General features: G+C 50.9%; 12 protein-coding genes. 9 read left to right on the top strand and 3 right to left on the bottom strand.

Annotated elements, in window-relative coordinates; translation table 11 throughout:
• The first annotated feature begins 4 nt into the window (after positions 1-4).
• Positions 5-907 carry a response regulator gene (locus ABRS97_RS17025; RefSeq protein WP_367815845.1) on the top strand — a complete coding sequence of 301 codons (903 nt, stop codon included), beginning with the start codon at positions 5-7 and terminating at the stop codon, positions 905-907.
• 704 nt (positions 908-1,611) lie between these two features.
• Here the strand turns inward: ABRS97_RS17025 and ABRS97_RS17020 are convergent.
• A complete protein-coding gene (locus tag ABRS97_RS17020) occupies positions 1,612-2,031 on the bottom strand; it encodes a hypothetical protein (RefSeq protein ID WP_367815843.1) in 420 nt (139 codons plus the stop codon).
• A 398-nt stretch (positions 2,032-2,429) separates the two neighbouring features.
• On the opposite strand from ABRS97_RS17020, the gene ABRS97_RS17015 reads away from it, so the two are divergent.
• From ABRS97_RS17015 to ABRS97_RS17000, 4 genes are all read left to right on the top strand, one after another.
• Complete coding sequence (locus ABRS97_RS17015; protein ID WP_367815841.1) at positions 2,430-3,380, top strand: alpha/beta hydrolase; 951 nt, start codon at positions 2,430-2,432, stop codon at positions 3,378-3,380.
• A 112-nt stretch (positions 3,381-3,492) separates the two neighbouring features.
• Entirely contained in the window at positions 3,493-4,191 is a 699-nt protein-coding gene (locus ABRS97_RS17010; protein WP_367815840.1) for a pirin family protein, read from the top strand.
• A 113-nt stretch (positions 4,192-4,304) separates the two neighbouring features.
• On the top strand, positions 4,305-4,631 hold the full coding sequence (locus ABRS97_RS17005; protein ID WP_367815838.1) for a hypothetical protein: 327 nt from the start codon (positions 4,305-4,307) through the stop codon (positions 4,629-4,631).
• Between the two features lie 186 nt (positions 4,632-4,817).
• Entirely contained in the window at positions 4,818-5,915 is a 1,098-nt protein-coding gene (locus tag ABRS97_RS17000) for a nitric oxide synthase oxygenase (protein ID WP_367815836.1), read from the top strand.
• A gap of 42 nt (positions 5,916-5,957) precedes the next feature.
• Here the strand turns inward: ABRS97_RS17000 and ABRS97_RS16995 are convergent, their stop codons facing one another.
• Together ABRS97_RS16995 and ABRS97_RS16990 are read right to left on the bottom strand one after the other, a co-directional pair.
• Positions 5,958-7,628, bottom strand: coding sequence for an MORN repeat-containing protein (locus ABRS97_RS16995; RefSeq protein WP_367815834.1), 1,671 nt, complete (start codon positions 7,626-7,628; stop codon positions 5,958-5,960).
• 23 nt (positions 7,629-7,651) lie between these two features.
• Positions 7,652-7,972: a DUF4280 domain-containing protein gene (locus tag ABRS97_RS16990; RefSeq protein WP_367816014.1), complete on the bottom strand. Its 321-nt coding sequence runs from the start codon at positions 7,970-7,972 to the stop codon at positions 7,652-7,654.
• A gap of 287 nt (positions 7,973-8,259) precedes the next feature.
• Here ABRS97_RS16990 and ABRS97_RS16985 point away from each other — a divergent pair, with 287 nt between their 5' ends.
• The 4 genes from ABRS97_RS16985 to ABRS97_RS16970 all read left to right on the top strand — a co-directional run bounded on the left by ABRS97_RS16985 (position 8,260) and on the right by ABRS97_RS16970 (position 17,846).
• Entirely contained in the window at positions 8,260-11,466 is a 3,207-nt protein-coding gene (locus ABRS97_RS16985) for a stalk domain-containing protein (protein WP_367815832.1), read from the top strand.
• A 17-nt stretch (positions 11,467-11,483) separates the two neighbouring features.
• A complete protein-coding gene (locus tag ABRS97_RS16980) occupies positions 11,484-14,249 on the top strand; it encodes an adenylate/guanylate cyclase domain-containing protein (protein WP_367815830.1) in 2,766 nt (921 codons plus the stop codon).
• A gap of 19 nt (positions 14,250-14,268) precedes the next feature.
• Positions 14,269-14,769, top strand: a complete 501-nt coding sequence (locus tag ABRS97_RS16975) for a GNAT family N-acetyltransferase (RefSeq protein WP_367815828.1) — start codon at positions 14,269-14,271, stop codon at positions 14,767-14,769.
• 83 nt (positions 14,770-14,852) lie between these two features.
• Positions 14,853-17,846, top strand: a complete 2,994-nt coding sequence (locus ABRS97_RS16970; protein WP_367815826.1) for a HEAT repeat domain-containing protein — start codon at positions 14,853-14,855, stop codon at positions 17,844-17,846.
• Positions 17,847-17,850: the final 4 nt, after the last annotated feature.

The raw sequence follows: 17,850 nt of genomic DNA, 5'->3' as shown, positions 1-17,850 counted from the left end.
GATCATGCTGTCATTCGGAATTGTCGATGATGATGCGGTAAGCAGGCTGATGCTGCAAACGATCATTGAAAAAGGCGGGCTTGGCGAGGTTGTAGGAACGGCTGGAAGCGGCAGTGAAGGGGAAAGGGTGCTGTTGGAAACAACCCCGGACGTCGTCGTTATCGATTTGCTCATGCCAGATCAAGATGGCATTGAGACGATTGTTCGATTGAAAGAACGCGGATTCCTAGGGAAATATGTGATGATATCGCAGATCGAGAATAAAGAAATGATTGGCAAGGCTTATCAAGCCGGGGTTGAGTTTTACATTCAGAAGCCGATTAATAAAATCGAAGTGGAAGCTGTACTGTCCAAAGTGAATGAGCAGTGGAAAATTAGCCGTTCTCTCCATGAAATCCAGGAGTCGTTAACGAAGCTAAGCATGCTGAGCTCTGGTCTGGAAACCACTCGCAAAAAGCGCAGCGCACGCGAAATCATGCAGCCCATTCTCATGGATATGGGCATCATCGGCGATAGCGGCAGCAGGGATTTGATGGACATTATCGAGCATCTGACGCGCCATCATAAAGCGGACGGCCTTCCGCCGCTTAAAGAGCTCTATGAAACAGCGGCCCGGAGCCATAAAGTGGGTGAAGCGGATGTAGAGAAGGAAGGCAAAGCAGTGGAACAGCGCATTCGCCGTACGGTTATGGCAGCTTTAACGAACATAGCGAGCATAGGGCTGACCGATTACAGCAACCCGAAGTTCGAGCACTATGCGCCGCTTTATTTTGAATTTCAGGATATACGCTTGAAAATGAAAGAAATCGATGAAAACGAGAAGCCAGAGAAGTGCAAAGTTAACATCAAAAAATTTCTTCAAGTATTTTACTTGGAAGTGCAGGATAGATTGCGCAGTGAGCAGTAGGATGGCTGCTATGCAGCAAGCCCATATCGCGGTGGGAGTTCAGGCTAGAACGAGCCCGCAGAGCGGAGAGATTCCGCACGCATTATGTGGTACGCGTATTTGACAGGATGGAGGTAGAAGATCCGGAAGTGCCACAGTGGTTTGGAGTATTGAAATACCGCCTTGCGGCCTCGATCTGCGATAGATCGTGTTTTTGCACGGGTGAGCGGAACGTAGGTGCGTTATGCGGCGATATTTTCGGTTGTTGGGACATTTCGCGGAACTACAGCACTTTATGAGCAGGAAATGCTGGGGTTTAGACACAGTTTCGCTGATTTAACGAACCATAGTTCCTCTTCAGGGGGAGAAAGGGAACGTTTTCGCGGAATAAGGCATCGTAGTTCCGTCTATACCGTTGTGCATGGGGAATTGGCGATCCGGAGTACCTCCTCGGCTTTCTTGCGAAGCTTATTGATGCGAAAAGCACCCGGAATCGTACTCTTACAGGGGTGTTCATAGACAGGAATACCGGATGGAAGACAGGTCAGTTAAAAGAGAAGTAGAAGGCCATGCAGAGTAGAATAGAAGAGGGAATGGATATGGGGTGGAAAAGCGATAGCGGCCGCCTTTAAAGTCGTGTTCGCACCACCTTGAATATTCAAAGAACACGACTTTAACAGCGGTTGGAAGCCCATATCCAATCATATTTAATTCCCTTCCCATGCTCAAATGTATGGGTTTAGACCAATTGGTTTCTCAGTGGCTAATCTGAAGGCTAAAAGCGCCATGCCAACCGTGATTGGCGTAAATATGAAGGTTTCAGCCGTAACAGTTGAAGCCAAGTTTCCGATGGTGTTCAGCACTAAATATCCAAACATGATCCAAATGCCAATAGCGGCGGTTCTTTTGAATTTCCCGGCGAATAGATAACCGATTTTCAAGGAGACAATGAAAATAAATGCCATTGTTAAGCATATGGCTGTAATCTCGAAGATGATTAGTGATGAAGAATCCTTTATTTGTCCGCCCCAGATGAATTCGTATGGAACAATTCGCAGTAGTATTAAAATATGTAAGAGCAGCAAGAGTACGTTGGCAATGATTAGTAATTGAGCTGATAGTCTTGCACTAATTAGTTTTCTCATTTGGCTCCCTCCCTTCTGCCAATAATATCATAATATGTATCGGGCAAATATGGGAGGGGAGTCGGGTTGCAGGGAATTTTATGTGGAACGATCAGCTCGAGGAAATGAGGTACCTTATATTTGTTTGCAATCGGTTACATGTTGACTTCGCGGAACGTGAGTACCCTATTCCCTATAAATAGCTTGTTTTTCAAGCCAAAGAAAGCAAATAGAGGATCTACGATCCCTTTCCTGGGGAGAAGGGGTTATATTTTGCAATAAGGAATCACTGTTCCGGCATGGATACGAATCAAGAGAGCCATCGATGCGCTTGAATTTTTTTGTTCCATAGGCCTTATTAAGGCGTAGAATTTTTGGTACAATTTAGGAGAAAAATTAGATGAAGGAAGGTGAGTAACATGGGTATTATTTTGAGAAAAGGGGTATACGCCTGTCTGTTTCTATTTGCCTGTTTAGGGATCGTGGGCTGCTCCAGCCAAGAAGTGAGCTTGAAAGAGGTGAGAGCGTCTGAGACATCTGCTCCGAGTGCTTCACCAAAGGAAGTTGTGAAAACGCTCTCGCAATCTCCGCGGCTAGATGCGATCCAATTTTATAGTGAAGCTTTAGATAAAGACATGCCGCTCCATGTGTATCTGCCACCCGATTATAGCGCAAACAAAAAGTACCCTGTTTTGTATCTTTTGCATGGATACGGGGGAGATGAAAGTGCTTGGTTGCCGGGATTGGGAACAGATAAAGCGGCAGATCGATTGATTAAAGAAGGCAGCATCAATCCGCTCATTATCGTCTCAATGAAATATGATAATAGTTATGGACTAAATACTTCCGAGGTCACGAGGAAATCTTGTCCTGAATGTATGGCAGAAGGACGATATCAAGATTTTCTTGTAAAGGACACGATAGCCTATATCGATAGCCATTATGCAACAATTACATCGAAAGACGGACGTTACATTGGAGGCTTGTCCATGGGTGGATGGGCCAGTTTATATACGGCTTTTCAACATGCAGATCTGTTTAGCAAAGTTGGCGGACATAGCCCGGCTGTCTGGCTCTCTACATGGAATGGCGCGGAAGGCTTAAAAGGGTGGCTGTATCCAGATGAAACCGTGCGCGCAGAACGAGACCCGATTGAATTGGCTAAAGCCAAAAATCTTAGTGAGTTAAAGGTGTATCTCGACTGTGGCAGCGAGGACGGTTTTCAATTCTATGAAGGGGCTGAGGTTCTATATAAAGAACTGCAGAAGAAGGGTGTCTCTTCTGAATATCATTTGAATGCCGGCAAGCATGATGGTGTGTATTGGTCTGGTCAAGTGGAGAACTACTTGAAGTTTTATGCTGGACGTTAGAGTCGGATCTGGATGTGTGTAAGTTGCCGGCTGAGATCACAGACATCGTTCCGACATAGTACTGGGCAGCTCGTATATGTTAAGCTTAAAGAAAGATAAGGAGGCGGTGTGAGTGATTCAAATTTTTCCGGCAGCAACGCGCAGTACGACGGATCTGGGCTGGTTGACGAGCCATCGAAGCTTCTCGTTCGGCGATTATTTCGACGAAGCGAACACAAGCTTCGGTGTGATGCGTGTGTGCAACGACGATGACATTGCGGCGGGAAGAGGCTTCGGGCCGCATCCGCACAGCGATATGGAGATCGTCAGCATCGTGCTCAGCGGGGCCATTAAACATGAAGATAGCCTCGGCCATGTAGCGGTCACGGGGTCAAACGGCGTTCAGCGGATGTCGGCGGGAAGCGGTGTGATTCATGCCGAGTATAACGCGTCGGAAACGGAACCGCTAAGCTTGCTGCAACTATGGTTTATGCCAGCCAAGCGGGGACAGGAGCCTTCGTTCGAGAACGTGAGCTACCAGCCGGAAGCTATGCGAAATGAGCTGCTGCCTGTGGTAACGCCGGAAGGTTCTGAATATGCGGCCAAAATCCATCAGGATATGAGCATTTTCTTGAGCAAGCTGGAGGCAGGCAAGCAGTTGGACTTCCAGCAGGGCGACAACCGGCGGTTATTTCTTTTCGTTGTGGCAGGAAAACTGTCCGCTAACAATACCCTGCTTGAAACGAAAGATAGCGCGCGAATGGAAAATGAAGCGAAGGTGGCTTTTACGGCCATAGAAGATACGCATTTTATGTTGATTGACTTGCCGTAATTGCCGTGAGGAAAACGGAGTAACGCTTACACAGGGGGAAAATTGACTATGAGCAATCGCGGCATATGACCTGGCGAATTTTCCTAAAAGATAGGTCTGAGGAAGGTGACGAAATGCAAGAAACCTTTTTGGTCAAGCATGCAGTGGGGGGCCGATCCTTCATTGATACAGGGAAACAACCGCTCCCCTATTCATGGAAACAGGATGGAGACAGCTGGATTTTCGTTGTGCAGACGGCGAAGAGTGAAGGCATAGAGGAGTTGCTGAAATGGAAGGATGAACTTAATGTTTTCGTCTTTCAAGAGTTTGAGAATGAGCCTACACGGAAATTATGGTTCTATGTCCAGGAAGGTCCTGTCACGTATTCCGACGAGAACAGGCAGTTGACCATTGTGGCGCAATCCCGAATTGAGTACTTACCGGATCGTTTCGGCGCCTAGTATGAAGTCCGTCATAGAAAGAGAAGTAGCTACAACGGCAACCTAGATCGCCAAAAATATTGGGCGCGGGCAACGTGATTGGCACTGTAGAAATGCGAACAAAAGCGGCTGCTGCGCGCAAAGCAGGCGGAGCACGGGCAAGGTGCTTCTGCAGGTCCGATCTTAACAACGATAGGAGTTGTATATATGAAGGACCAACTGCGCAAAGAAAAGCACCAGCTTCAAAGTCTTGAAGCAGCTCAAGCTTTTATTGTTGAATGCTACGGCGAGTTAGGTAAAGCTTCCGATGAAACGGAGGCTCGTCTTCTTGCGGTGAAGCAGCGAATTCGAGATCAAAGTCACTACGAGCATACAAGTGAAGAACTGCTGCACGGAGCCAAAATGGCGTGGAGAAACAGCAATCGCTGCATAGGCAGATTGTTCTGGGAAACGCTGCGGGTTCATGATGCCAGGCATATTGAAACGGAAGCTCAAATGGCAGAGGCGTTATTCCAGCATATTGAGACAGCGACGAATGGCGGCAAAATTCGCCCGGTCATCACTATTTTCCCTCCGGAACAAGGGATCGAGACCAGGTTTCACATTTATAATGACCAATTAATCCGTTATGCAGGCTATGAGACGGATCATGGCCTACTCGGCGACCCGGCGTCGCTCGAAATCACGAAGATTTGCCAATCGCTTGGGTGGAACGGGGCAGGAACGCGCTTCGATATCCTGCCGCTCCTCGTGCAGATTGGGCAGCAAACGCCGCGATGGTTCGAAATTCCGAAACAATTGGTGATGGAAGTGAATATTGCCCATCCGGAGATACCGGCGTTTGAGGAGCTTCAGCTGAAGTGGTATGCTGTGCCGATTGTGTCCAATATGCGGCTAGAAATCGGAGGCATCTCTTATCCGGCAGCGCCATTCAATGGTTGGTATATGGGTACGGAAATTGGAGCGAGAAACTTCGCTGATCAAAATCGCTATAATATGCTGCCCCGTGTAGCTGAAATCATGGGTCTTAACACGCAGAGAGAGGCATCGCTTTGGAAAGATAAGGCGCTCGTTGAGCTGAATGTGGCTGTACTTCATTCCTATCAGTCACAAGGCGTTGCGATTGTCGATCACCACACGGCGGCGCAGCAGTTTAAGCGTTTTGAGGAAAAAGAGGATAAGCAAGGCCGCGCGGTGACTGGCGACTGGACTTGGCTCATCCCGCCGCTCTCGCCGGCGACGACGCATATCTTCCACAGCTCCTATCGGAATGAAGTGAAACGGCCGAATTTCTTTTATCGGTAAAAGGAGCAACCCCGCCTTTCAATGGAAAAGGCGGGGTTGTTTTTATTTGGTGGAGCTCACCTGGAGCAGGTGGGCAGTTTTGGCTTTATTGAAGTGCGTGAGCGTAAACACGAAATCATCCTTGTAGTAGCTGTTTGTAAAGGCGTCTGTTCCAGCCTGTACGTTCAGGTCCAGCACGCGGTAGCCTTCGTCGTTCGGCTCGTTGCGCTTCTTGGTCGTCTCGATTGCCGGTTGGAGCAGAGCCAGCGGCTTCGTGCCCCAGACGCTGAGGGAGGTGACAACGGCCTCCTTCGGGTTGTCCTTGGACGGCTCTACCAGCAGCGATAGCTGGTAGGCGGGGTAGCTCAGCAGCAGCTTTACGCTTGCTGCTGCAGGCACAGCCGCCGCGGCGGGACTCGCGGCCGGCAGTGCGCCGTCGGCGGCTTCGCCCGCGCCGCCGGCGCTTGCCGCGGAGGCGTCCAGTGCCGCCTCCTGGCCCGCGAGCGTGACGCTGGCATCCTGCAGCGTCACCTCGTCCGGCTTGCCCAGCAAGTCTTCGACTTTCTTGCTGGACAAGCCAATGAAGCTCTGCAGGCTGGCATGGCCGCCTGCAAAAAAGCTCCGCAGCAGCGGCGCGCCGTCTGCGTCCATCAGGGTCCCAATGCCGTCGTAGAGGCCGGCTTTGAAATCGCCCTTGTAGACGAGTTTGCCCGCCTCGTCGTAAGCTTCTCCAGCGCCGCTGAGAACGCCGCTCTGGAAAGCGCCTTTGAGATGCGGCACGCCTTTCTCATCGAAAGAAGTACCTTCCCCGTTATAGGCGCCTGCGAGGAACTGGCCTTTATATTTCACGAAACCGTTGGCGTAATACTCGGTGCCATCACCGGAATAGTCGCCATTTTTGAATCCGCCCTCATAAAGGAGCTGTCCTTTAGGGGTGAATAGCTTACCTGCGCCGTTGTACAAACCGCTAGCAAATTCGCCCTCATACTGCGCGATGCCGCCGGAGGAAAACAGCTTCCCTGGGCCATTGTAGTAGCCTCCGTTAAAAGTTCCCTCATACAGCAGATCCCCGCTCGGCAAAAAGAGTTTGCCCGCACCGCCGAGCTTGCCGTTCTGAAATTCCCCGATATAGACGACTCGTTGTTTCTCGTCGTACAGCGTGCCTGCGCCGTTATAAGCGTCTCCGGCAAAAGCCCCTTTGTAAAGCAAGACGCCGCTATCGTTATACAGCGATCCGCTGCCCGCCTTCTGCCCTTTATCGAAATCGCCCTCGTAGATCAGCACACCGTCCGCATTATAAAGCTTGCCTTTACCTGCGTAGAGTCCATCGACGAGATCGCCGATGTAACGGGCGTTTTTTTGCTCGCTAACGACTTTGCCCGTACCGGAAAAGGCAGTCAGTTTCGGCGTGTTTTCCTTCAGAATGGGAACGCGGTGAAGCCATTTATTCACGATCGCAGGAGGCTGAATGAAGATGAAATATACGAGAACGAGAATCAGTAGCGCCGAGAAAAGGAGCAGCCGCTTGGAGATGTAGTAGGAACCGATCAAAACGTAGTTTTGCAAGGAGGCTTCGCGGGTTGACAGTATTCTTTTCAGAAACTGCTGAGCCTTGGTAATGGCGATTTTGGGCAATCTGCCCACAAGGGACAGCATTTTCATAACGTGCCCGAACATGGGGGCAACGACAGGTTTCAGCACTCTTTCCACGGCCTTGACCGGCTGGATTTCCAAGCGTTCTCACTCCTATTCGAGACTTAAGGGATCTGGATTGTCATTTGGCCAGGTTGTTGAATTTGTATGACCCCTCCCCAATTGCACATGCATTTGGAGGTATTGTTGAGAGCGGGCATATTCGCGATGAGCACCGTTGGCGACCCTGGCATCCAGGGTGCTGCGGTTACTGGTATGCATGGCATCGGAGTCATGACGCCCAGCTTCGCTGCTGTCGCGGCGGCAACGGTCGGGTTCGCCATGGAGCTGCACGTACCGAAGGGCAAAATGTTCACCATCGGCTTGTTATCCATAATGTTGGCGATGGGCATGGAGGTCATCACACGATTGGCCGGCAGCACCATCAGCGAGCTGGGCGCAGCCCCGAATGAACATTGAAGCATCGCTCCGCCGCATACGAGATTACCCATACGGAACACTCCCATTTATATAGTCGAGTTGAAATTCGAAGAAACATGTAAGGTGGCTTGAGCCGCATCACACGGCTGATTACTTTAATACTACTAGAAAAGTAAATAACCGGCAATCTAATACTAGATTCGATTAGATCCGATAGGATTCCCAAAAATTTGGGTGCGGGAGTGAAGGAGATATTGTACTATGAAAGTAGAGAGTTCGAGCGGAGGGATTCATGGTGGTAGCTGGCAAATGTGTCAGGCTGGGGCTTGCGCTGATGATTGTTGCGTCGACGTTTGGCGGGGCAGGTTCACAGCCGGTGGAAGCGGCGTCAGTCAAAGCGTTGACGATGCGTGAGGCGGTCGATCAAGGGCTGAAGATTTCCCCGCAGCTTCGCGATGTGAAGATGGATATATTGAAGAAAAAAATGGAGCTTGAACAGGCACAGCATGCGGTGAAGTCCGAGGAAGCCAAAGCATCGGGGCTTTTTGCCAAACCGCGCAATTTGAGTCAGGATTTGACGACGAGAATGAAGGTGCCAGAGGCGCGCAAGCAGCTGTACATGGCTCAAGAAACGCTGAGGCAAACGATGACGACGGTCAAATTTGATGTCGAAAAAGCCTATCTTCAAGCTTTTCAAGACGCGGCGAGCGAAGAGATCGCTAGGAAGAAATGGGAAGCTGCCAAAAAGGGTGTTGATACAGCGAAGCTAAAGCGCAGCTATGGGCTCGCTGATCCGGCTGAGCAGGAAGATGCGGCTAAAGCGCTGGAAAAGACAGTGTCAGAATACAAGCAAGCTCAGCTTACAGCCAAAGGGAGCAGGCTTGCACTCGGGCAAACGCTGAAACTGGAGATGGAAAATAAATTGCAATTGTCTTTTGAACCGGATTATGGCGATCTGAATCAGAAGCAGTTGCCATCCTACATCGTAAGTGCGCTGAAGACGACGCCCAGCCTCTTGCAGGATACGGAAGATCGGCGTTTAGCGGATCAGAAGCTGAATGCGGCACGGGATTTGTATAGTTCGAAGTTCGGCGCAGCTCGGATGAAGGTTATGGATGGCATGTATAAAGCTCAAGACATCGATATGGAGCTTTTTACGGCTAATTATGAAACGACGCTTTCCCGTGTTAAACAGGATTGGGAAGGCTATTTCATGCTGCTTGGCATCATCCCCATTCCGAAATCGCTGCTCCAGGGCGAATATGACGGGTTGCGCTATCTGGACGACCTGAGAGATGCGCTTCCGATCACGACCATGGAACAAAACAAGGCAGTTTTGAAGGAAAAAGAAAGCCGCAATGGCGTAATCGCCGCCGTCAGGCAGTCTTATTTGGAAGCGAAAGGCACGGAGGAGGGCTACGCGCAGGCATTGAGAAACAAAGAGAATGCTGTAACGGACCTGGATAAGGCAACCATGAAACAGAAGCTTGGTCTCATGAAAACGGATGAGCTTCAAGCCTTCAAGGAGGCCGTCGCGAAGGCGGATCAGCAAATTTTGATGGCGCAAATGACTTACAAAACGGCGCTGGGCAAGCTTAATGTGGATACGGGAGGCGCTGTAGAAAAGACGTTAAAGCCTGGCATTCTACCTCTTAGTCAAATTGATGACGGGTTGGCGGCAGTAAAGCCGCAGAAGCCTAAAGCATCTATAGGGACATGGAACTTAAAGCCCGCGGTAGGGCCGCTGCTAAGCGATTTTACGATTAAAGTGGGTAAAAAGCTGGGAGCGACGGATTACGCGGTTTTTACAAAAGAGGGCAAGCCTGTCGGGAAACGTGCAAAATTGAACAAGCCGGTTCGATACTTAACTCTATTGTTCAGCAAATCGGATGACTTGAAGGTTGTTCTTTATAAAAAAGATACATCCATTGGCGAGCTGGTTTTGGAAGGGGCAGGAAACTCCGGCCAACTGGCAGCGGGAACGGCGGATGGCAGCGGACCGTCGACGGACGGTAAAGGAAATAACGCCAACAGCAGCGGCGAGGGCGCTAGCGCCAGCAGTGGAGGAGGGACCGTTATTATAGGTTCCTATAAAATTCAATTGGACGCGCTAACGCCAGCGGCCTACAATGCGGCGGCTGCGACGATGGCGAAGTCGGGGCAGGGGATTTTCATGCAAGCGGGTGAGCCGGGGGCAGTATGGTTCGGCATGGATAATGCCGTAGACCCTAGCACGATAACCGATGCGAGCAGCCCGGCAGCGTTGTCGAAGGCCGCCGCTGCCGCTTTGAAAGTGACCGTGGAGATTGCGAAGCCAGGCGCGATCGCTTCCTTGGAGACACCTGCACAGCTTCAGCAGGATATCGATACGCTGAAGAAAGATATCGCCAAGCTGGAGGCGGCCAAAGACGCAGCCGTCTCTGGGGCGAAGCTGGCGGAGGTCGCGGACCTTGTCGTGCAGCTCAAAGATGCGCAGGCGCAGCTCGGCATGGCCGAGGCGCTGCTGAAAGGCGACAGCGCTGCTGCTCTTGAGCAGATGGCGCTGGTGAACAACCCGGACGCGATCATCGCATCGCTGTCCGAAGAGAGCGGCTCGCCGCCCGCAGGCTCCGGCGGCGGGGGAACCAACGGCGGCTCCAGCGAGCCTGCCGCCGGGGCCAAGGCCAGCGAGGATCAGCTGGCCGAAGGGGCCGAGCTCCAGCGCCAGAAGCTGGAGCAGGCTATCGCCGCCGGCGACGCCACGGCGGCGGCAGCGCAGCTGCAGTCGCTTCTGGCGACGCAGGCGCAGCTTGCGGATGTGCAAAACGGCACATCCGAAGGGCTGGCTTCGCTCGGCGAGGCGAAGCGGAAGCTCCAGGCTGCGCTGGAACAGGCGCAGCAAGACCCTGAGCGGGTCGAGACGCTGACCCGCTCGATCGCCGCCGTCGACGAAGCGAAGCTGGAGACGGCGAAGGCTGGGCTGTTTGCGCAGCTGGACGCAGCTCGAGAGCTGCTGGCGACCCTGCCGCCGGGTGCTGGCGTGCACGAGAAGGTTCAGCAGCAAGTCAGCAAGCTGCTGGAGCAGCTTGGGCAGCAGGAGAAGGCGAAGTATACGCCTGAGGAGCTTCAGGCGTTGGCCGATCAAGCGGCAGCATTGGATTTGCCGCCCATTTTGGCGGAAAATGTGCTCTCGCCCGATTTTTTCATCAAATTTGACGCGCCTCCTGTTATAATAAATGGAAATGCATATTTACCAATCAGACCTGTGTCCGAATCATTCGGGGCGGCTGTTGATTGGGAGGAAGACAACGCCACGGTAACAGTAAGCACGGACGTGGCGACAGTGATGTGCAGCATTGATAATCCGACAGCTTACGTCGATGGAGAGCCTATGCAGATTGAAACTCCGCCTTTGCTTCTTGGCGGACGAACTTATGTGCCGCTTCGTTTTATTTCGGAGTCGTTAGGCTTGCAAGTCGATTGGAATGCGCCTACACAAACTATTCAGATTTCGAATTAAGAGGGGAATAAAGAGCAATGAAGAAATCGATTGCGGCTCTACTGCTCGTTCTGCTGCTTGTGGGGGGAGCGGGAACCTATCTGGGTGTGCAGCGGGATAGTTTATCGCTATGGCCTTTTAATAAAAGCTTGCCTTTCGATGGATTATCGAAGGCGATCTCTGATCGTCAGAACAATCTATTTGTCATCGACAATGCCAAGAAAACGATGCATAAACTAGACAGCAAGGGAACCCTTCAATACTCGATTACCAGTGAAGTCGGCAAAAACGGCGAGGTGTACCGCTTTAATGACATGGCTGCAGATGACGAGGGTTATTTGTACGCCATTCGAACGCTGCTTGATCCTTATGGCATTCATGTAAAATCGGAGCAGATTGTCAGATACAAGCCAGACGGGCAGTTAGATCGCATTATGTTTACGCAAGAGTATAGTGAAGAGGGCACCAAACGCTACAGATTGGGCAGCCTGCGCAATATTCAAGTAAAAGAAGGCATGCTTTATTTCTTCAATGACGGCGTAGATCAACTGACACTTTACAAAATAGCTGCCGGCGATATCGCTGGCGGCCCTCTGCCGGCCTATTCGGTTAAACTGCCAGAGAATAAATATGTGTCAGAGGCAGATGGCTACAAGCCTGACGACATTTACTATTCGACCCGCAGCGGTGAAATTTATCGCGCCTATGCCGATGGGCATTCGGAGCTGGTGTATCCTCTGCCGGGTCTTGACCGGACACGACGCAATTTCCCAGAGAGCTTGCATCTTGATAATCAAGGGCGGCTAGTTTTTATTGATTTCAATGAAAAAACGATCTCAAGGTATGATCCCAAGCAGCCTTATGTGGTTGAAGGGCTTGTAACGGAAGAGAAAGTGAAAACGAGCGGAGCCGGGCTTTCCTTTGATGCGACGACGAGCAGTATCGCGCCGGATGACAGCTTGATTATCGTCGAAGCTGCACAGATTAACCGCCGTCTTCCGGATGGAACCATTACGCCTCCCATGGTGAATGGAACTTACAGCAAGGCTGAAATCACGCATGGCATCCTTGTTTGGTGCGCAGCTGTGGTGGCTGTTCTCCTTGTGCTTTATGCGATTAAATTGCTTTTCTTTAATATTCTACAGCGTCGCTTGCCGCTGATGATGAAGCAGATTCTTATTCTGGTTCCCGTCATCGCCGGTTCGATGATTCTGCTTTCAACCGTCATCTATACTAGTTTTTCCGATAAAATGGAAGAAGAGACATTCAGCGAGCTCGCGCTGCTGGCCAAAAACGGGCAGAATCTGATCGACGGAGACAAGCTGGAAAGTCTCTCTTCCCCGCTTGATTATAGAGGACCGGTCTATCAATCTTTCCGCAAGAAGATTAATGCGGTTTTCGATGATAATACCCAGGATGATAATGGGGGCTTCTACAAAGCCGTGTACAAGTATGAGGATGGCATCATTTATCGTATCCTGGAAGACGATGACGGCATGCATATGTTCAATCCGTTCCAACAGACACCTGAGAATCAGCAGGTCGTATTGGAGGGTAAGCCCGCCAAAGGCCAGTGGGAGGACTTCTCTGGTCAATGGAGATATGCCATCGCGCCTATTTTCAATTCATCGGGCAAAGTGGTTGGCGTTTTTGAAACTAGCAAAAATTTGGACGGCATTCTCAAGCATCGCCAAGTTGTCTTGCAATCGATTATTCGCAATATTGCTTTGATTTCTATAGGATTGCTGCTCGTTCTGATGTTGATGACGTATGTGATGCTCTCTTCGATCCGCAAGCTGCGCAATAGTGTCGGCGAGATTGCCAAGGGCAACTGGGATACAGTTGTGACCATTAACACGCGGGATGAAGTGTCGGATCTGGGTGACAGCGTCAATACGATGGCTGCACGCATTCGCGACTATATTACAAAAGTGGAGGACTACAGCCAGTCTTACTATCGCTTCGTGCCGCAGCAGTTTTTGCGCTTTCTGAACAAAGAGAGCATTCTCGATGTAGAGCTGGGCGATCAAGTGGAGCAGAACATGTCTATTTTGATATTTAACATCCGAGGCTTCTATCAAATCTCCAAACGGCTGATGCCTGAAGAAAACTTTAACTTTGTGAACTCGTTTCTGAAACGTTTCGGACCTTATGTGCGCAACCATCAGGGACTGGTCAACAAATATCTCGGCGCAGGCTTTATGGCGCTGTTTCCGAATAAGGCGGATGATGCGCTGTTGGCGGCTATTGAGATGCGCAGGGAGCTGGACATCTACAACTCGCATCGGGCGAAAGTAGGCTACCAGCCTCTCGACCTCGGCATTGGCCTGCACAAAGGCGCGCTTCGTCTCGGCATTATCGGCGAGGAGCAGCGTTTGGAAGGCAGTGTGATTTCGGACGGCGTTAACCTGGCGACGCTGCTGGAAAAAATGACTGAGCCCCTCGGAGCGTCCATCCTCATCACGGAATTCGTGGTTCAAGCGCTGGAGCAGCCTGGTCAATTCCATTATCGGAATCTTGGTTTAATCCAGATGGAGGGCATGAAAGAGCCGCTTCATTTGTTCGATTGTTACCATGGCGACCCGGATACGGTGCGCGTTCTGAAAGACAGAACCAAAGCGTTATTCGAGCAGGCCGTAACGTATTATCAAGTAGGGCGATTCTACGATGCCAGAGAAGCGTTCCTGATGGTGATTAAGCAAAACCGCCAGGATAAGGCGGCTCAGCTTTATTTCTACCAATGTGACGAATACTTCCAAAAGGGGACGACCCAGGATTGGAACGGAACGTTATCTGTTTCATGAAGAAAGGGGAGACCTGGACATGAACGTTCAAGAATTAACGACGGAAGAAGATGCGCTGAGAATTACAAATTTTTACTTGTCGCCAGACTCTTTCGATGACCAGCGGCATACACCGGGCGAGGTGGAGCATTTCCGGAATGCTCCGCTCCAAAGCCTGATGCAGCGCAACCACCGTCACTGGTTTATCGAGAATGAGGCCGGCGAAGTGGTTGCTGTAACCAGCTGCAAGGAGAACGAGCACCAATCGGGAGGATTTTTGTGGGATTACCTGGTTGTGCATCGCGACTACCGCCGACACGGTTTTGCGAAGATATTGTTTCAGGCTTTGGAAACCTTTATTCGAACTGCGCAAGGGCGGTACATTTTGACGTATACGTGCGATTTGCCGGAATATGAGCCGATTCAGCGTATGTTCCGAGCGAACGGCTTTGAACTGATCGGTACGTATCCGAACTATTACTACGATGGCGAAGCTAGGCTTGCCTTTTACAAACCGCTGTCCGGTGAAGCGGGCAAATGAAATGATAGATTGGACCTGATGGTATGCAAGGAAGTTTAATCAAGTGGATGGGTTTGCGCGGAGAAGATATGAGGAAGCTCTGGATGATGCTCCCGATTTTCTATTTCAGCGGCATTGCGGAGTCCTTGAACTATACGGCGTTTATGGCACTGTTTAACCAACGGTTTGGCGTTCAGTATTTGCCGTATGTATATATTGTGGAAGCGGCGATTATGCCGGCAGAGGGCTGGCTGCTCGCGAAGCTGACGAATTGGCTGCCCAAGGCCAAAATGATGACCACGCTCTATCTGATCATGATCGGGCTGCTGCTATTCAACGGTGTTGTGCTGCTTGGCTTTAAGCTGGGCGGGATTGATTTTCGTTACTATTATCCGATTCTGTTCTTATCTTCGAACTTCGTCGTGAGGCAGTTGACACTGCTGCTGTGGAGCACAGCCTTTGACTTGTGCCCGACACAGCAGGCGAAGCGGTTAATGCCGGCATTCATCGCTTCGACGACGATAGGAGGCATTACAGCGGGTTTGCTCGCCCATGAGATTGGAAAGCTGTTCGGAACGGAAGCGGTATATGCGCTGGCTCCGGTACTCATGGTGTGCGGCTACGTCTTTTTCCGCAAAGCATTAGCGCGTTATTTGGCGCCGTTAACGATTAAGGAAGATAAACGCCTGCAAGCGCAAGGAACTGCTAATGCGGAAGAAGAGATTCAGCCGTCCGGCTATTATGTGAAGCAAATTTTGCGCAGTCCGTTTCTCCTTTGTGCGGTTGCGTTGATGACGCTCATGCCCGCGGTCTATTTTATGATCGAGTATCAATACTTTACCGCAGCGGAGGCGCATTTCCCGCAGGAGCGTGACCTGACATCCTTTTATGGGATGATTACAGCCATTCAGTTCACTTTTTGCTTGATCCTGCAAACGGTGTCCACGCGGTTGATGAACTGGCTCGGCGCCAGCAATATGCTGCTGGTCATTACGGTTATCTTCTTCGGCGGCTTCGGATTGACGGCGCTGCTCCTGGATCAGCCGGTTGGACTCATGATGGTGTCGGGTTCCTACGCCGTCTTCTATATTTTGCTCTATTACATTGCGGAGCCTTGTTACCAGCTTTTCTTCAAAATGATGCCGATCTCCCAGCGGGACGGTTACCGGTATTTTGCTCAAGGATTGGCCGCCTCGGGCGGCATTTTGATCGGATCGCTGCTGTCGATCCTGCATTCGTTCGGTTGGCTTGCGCTGTCGCCGCTTGCATGGATTGGCGTTATTTTATCAGCTGTTCTGGTCGGCGTAGCCTGGTATGGAAGGCATTTATACATTCGTGAGCTGGTTAAAAGCGTTCAATCCCTGCATACCGACCTTTCGGACATCGCAGCCTCTTTTATCGGGGGGATTCGCAGCTCCAAAGCTTTGTCGGCTATGCTTGGGTACTTGAAGCACCCGAACGATTACATTCGGGAGCTTGCTTTGGAGGTCATCGGCAAAGCGAAGGACTCCGCCTTTTTGCCTCATCTGATCGGCATGATCGGCGAAGAAAGCTCGCGAATCCGCATCGCGGTGCTGCGGGCGATGAATTTGCAAGGCGCAACCGTTCAGGATCTCGTGCAGGTTGCCTCGTTTCTTGAAGATGAAGACCCGGAGGTGCGGGCTGAGAGTGTGAAGCTCATTTCCAAAGCGACGCATCTCAAAAGCCAATCCTACTTTTTCATACGAGTGAAGCTGCTCGACACGCACCCCAGAGTGGTGCACGAAGGGGTAAAAGCGCTTTACGCGCTTAAAAGCGAAGAGAGTTATCAGGCCTGTGATGAGGCTATCATCAAAATGCTCGATAACGGCGGAGAGTGGGCCGTCTATGGCTGCCAAACGGTAGCGGATCTTAAGCTCGATTCGTATACAGCCTGGGTGATGTCCTTGCTTGATGATCACCGTCCTGCTGTCAAAGTAGCAGCAGCGCACTGTCTCGGCAAGCTTCGGTATGTAGAAGCGATTCCACTGCTGCTCTCAATGGTTCCTTTGGCGGATCAGGAGTTAAGGAAGGCTATTCTTCAAGCTTTGATCGATATCGGGTATAAGGGACTAGCGGCGCTCTTTGAAGGCGTAAACCATGTGAATCCTTTTATCTGGAATGCGTCGGTAACCGCGCTTGCTGCCTTGCTGGATGAAAATAAACTGCGAACGGAGCTTGTCGAACGCTGTGTGAGCCGGATGCTGGCTTCCACGCAAGAAAAGGCTTTGCCCGTCGCTTTGGCTAAGCTGGGGATGAACGGGCTCGCCGAATTAGCCAATCAGCGTTGCGGGGAGCTGCACAAGGCGCTGGTCGGCGGCGCGTGGGCCGTTATGATCCATTTGGCTGACGAGCGTGTCGTAACGACACTGCGCGAAGTGATCCAGGATGAAGACGAAGAAGTCCGTGAAAATGGTCTGGAAGTGCTTGCCGAAGGCTTGGGCGACCGAAGATTAGCATCAGCGCTGCTTGCATTATTGAAACAAGGTGAGAACAGCAGTGGTATAGATCAAGCCGAACCATTGGATATTTTGCATGAAGCTCAGCTTTGGTCGGACAAATGGCTTAAAGATGTCGCTGTCTATGCACTAAGCACATTGGAGCGTGATGAGATGAAAGAGGATCGCAAGTTTTTAACGATGCTGGATAAAGTAATTTTCTTGAAGCAGGTATCGCTTTTTGCGGATTTGTCTGTGGATGAGTTGGGACTCATCGCGGGTATCGCAACCGAAGAGGTGCATGCGGATTTGACCTATTTATTGCGCCGGGGAGAAAGTAATGCCGCCATGTACCTGATTATCGAGGGGAATGTCGAGCTGAGTAATGAGACCGGTGTTGGCGAAGCCGTGACGATAGGCGTTCTAGGGCCTAAACAGGCCTTGGGTGAAACCACGGCGCTCGACGGGACGCCTTCATCGATTACGGCCCAGGTTATTTTTGACGAGGTGAGGGTGCTGTCGCTGCAGGGTGAAAGCTTGTCGCGCTTAGTGAGATTATACCCGGAAATCGGAATCGGTTTGCTGCATGCCTCGAGCGCAAGGGTGAGATTGCTGGAGAATATGCTTTTGAAAATGGCATAGAGGA

It is taken from the genome of Paenibacillus tabacirhizosphaerae, assembly GCF_040812395.1.
Taxonomy (GTDB): Bacteria; Bacillota; Bacilli; order Paenibacillales; family NBRC-103111; genus Paenibacillus_E.
Note: the sequence above shows the minus strand (reverse complement) of the source record. Positions and strands in the feature narration are given on the sequence as shown.

What these genes read in the sequence shown, in the direction of transcription:
- ABRS97_RS16975 (WP_367815828.1), top strand. Translation starts at nt 14,269, where the DNA reads ATGAACGTTCAAGAATTAACGACGGAAGAAGATGCGCTGAGAATTACA.
- ABRS97_RS17020 (WP_367815843.1), bottom strand. Translation starts at nt 2,031, where the DNA reads ATGAGAAAACTAATTAGTGCAAGACTATCAGCTCAATTACTAATCATT.
- ABRS97_RS16970 (WP_367815826.1), top strand. Translation starts at nt 14,853, where the DNA reads ATGATGCTCCCGATTTTCTATTTCAGCGGCATTGCGGAGTCCTTGAAC.
- ABRS97_RS17025 (WP_367815845.1), top strand. Translation starts at nt 5, where the DNA reads ATGCTGTCATTCGGAATTGTCGATGATGATGCGGTAAGCAGGCTGATG.
- ABRS97_RS17015 (WP_367815841.1), top strand. Translation starts at nt 2,430, where the DNA reads ATGGGTATTATTTTGAGAAAAGGGGTATACGCCTGTCTGTTTCTATTT.
- ABRS97_RS16980 (WP_367815830.1), top strand. Translation starts at nt 11,484, where the DNA reads ATGAAGAAATCGATTGCGGCTCTACTGCTCGTTCTGCTGCTTGTGGGG.
- ABRS97_RS17000 (WP_367815836.1), top strand. Translation starts at nt 4,818, where the DNA reads ATGAAGGACCAACTGCGCAAAGAAAAGCACCAGCTTCAAAGTCTTGAA.
- ABRS97_RS16985 (WP_367815832.1), top strand. Translation starts at nt 8,260, where the DNA reads ATGGTGGTAGCTGGCAAATGTGTCAGGCTGGGGCTTGCGCTGATGATT.
- ABRS97_RS16990 (WP_367816014.1), bottom strand. Translation starts at nt 7,972, where the DNA reads ATGGTGCTGCCGGCCAATCGTGTGATGACCTCCATGCCCATCGCCAAC.
- ABRS97_RS17005 (WP_367815838.1), top strand. Translation starts at nt 4,305, where the DNA reads ATGCAAGAAACCTTTTTGGTCAAGCATGCAGTGGGGGGCCGATCCTTC.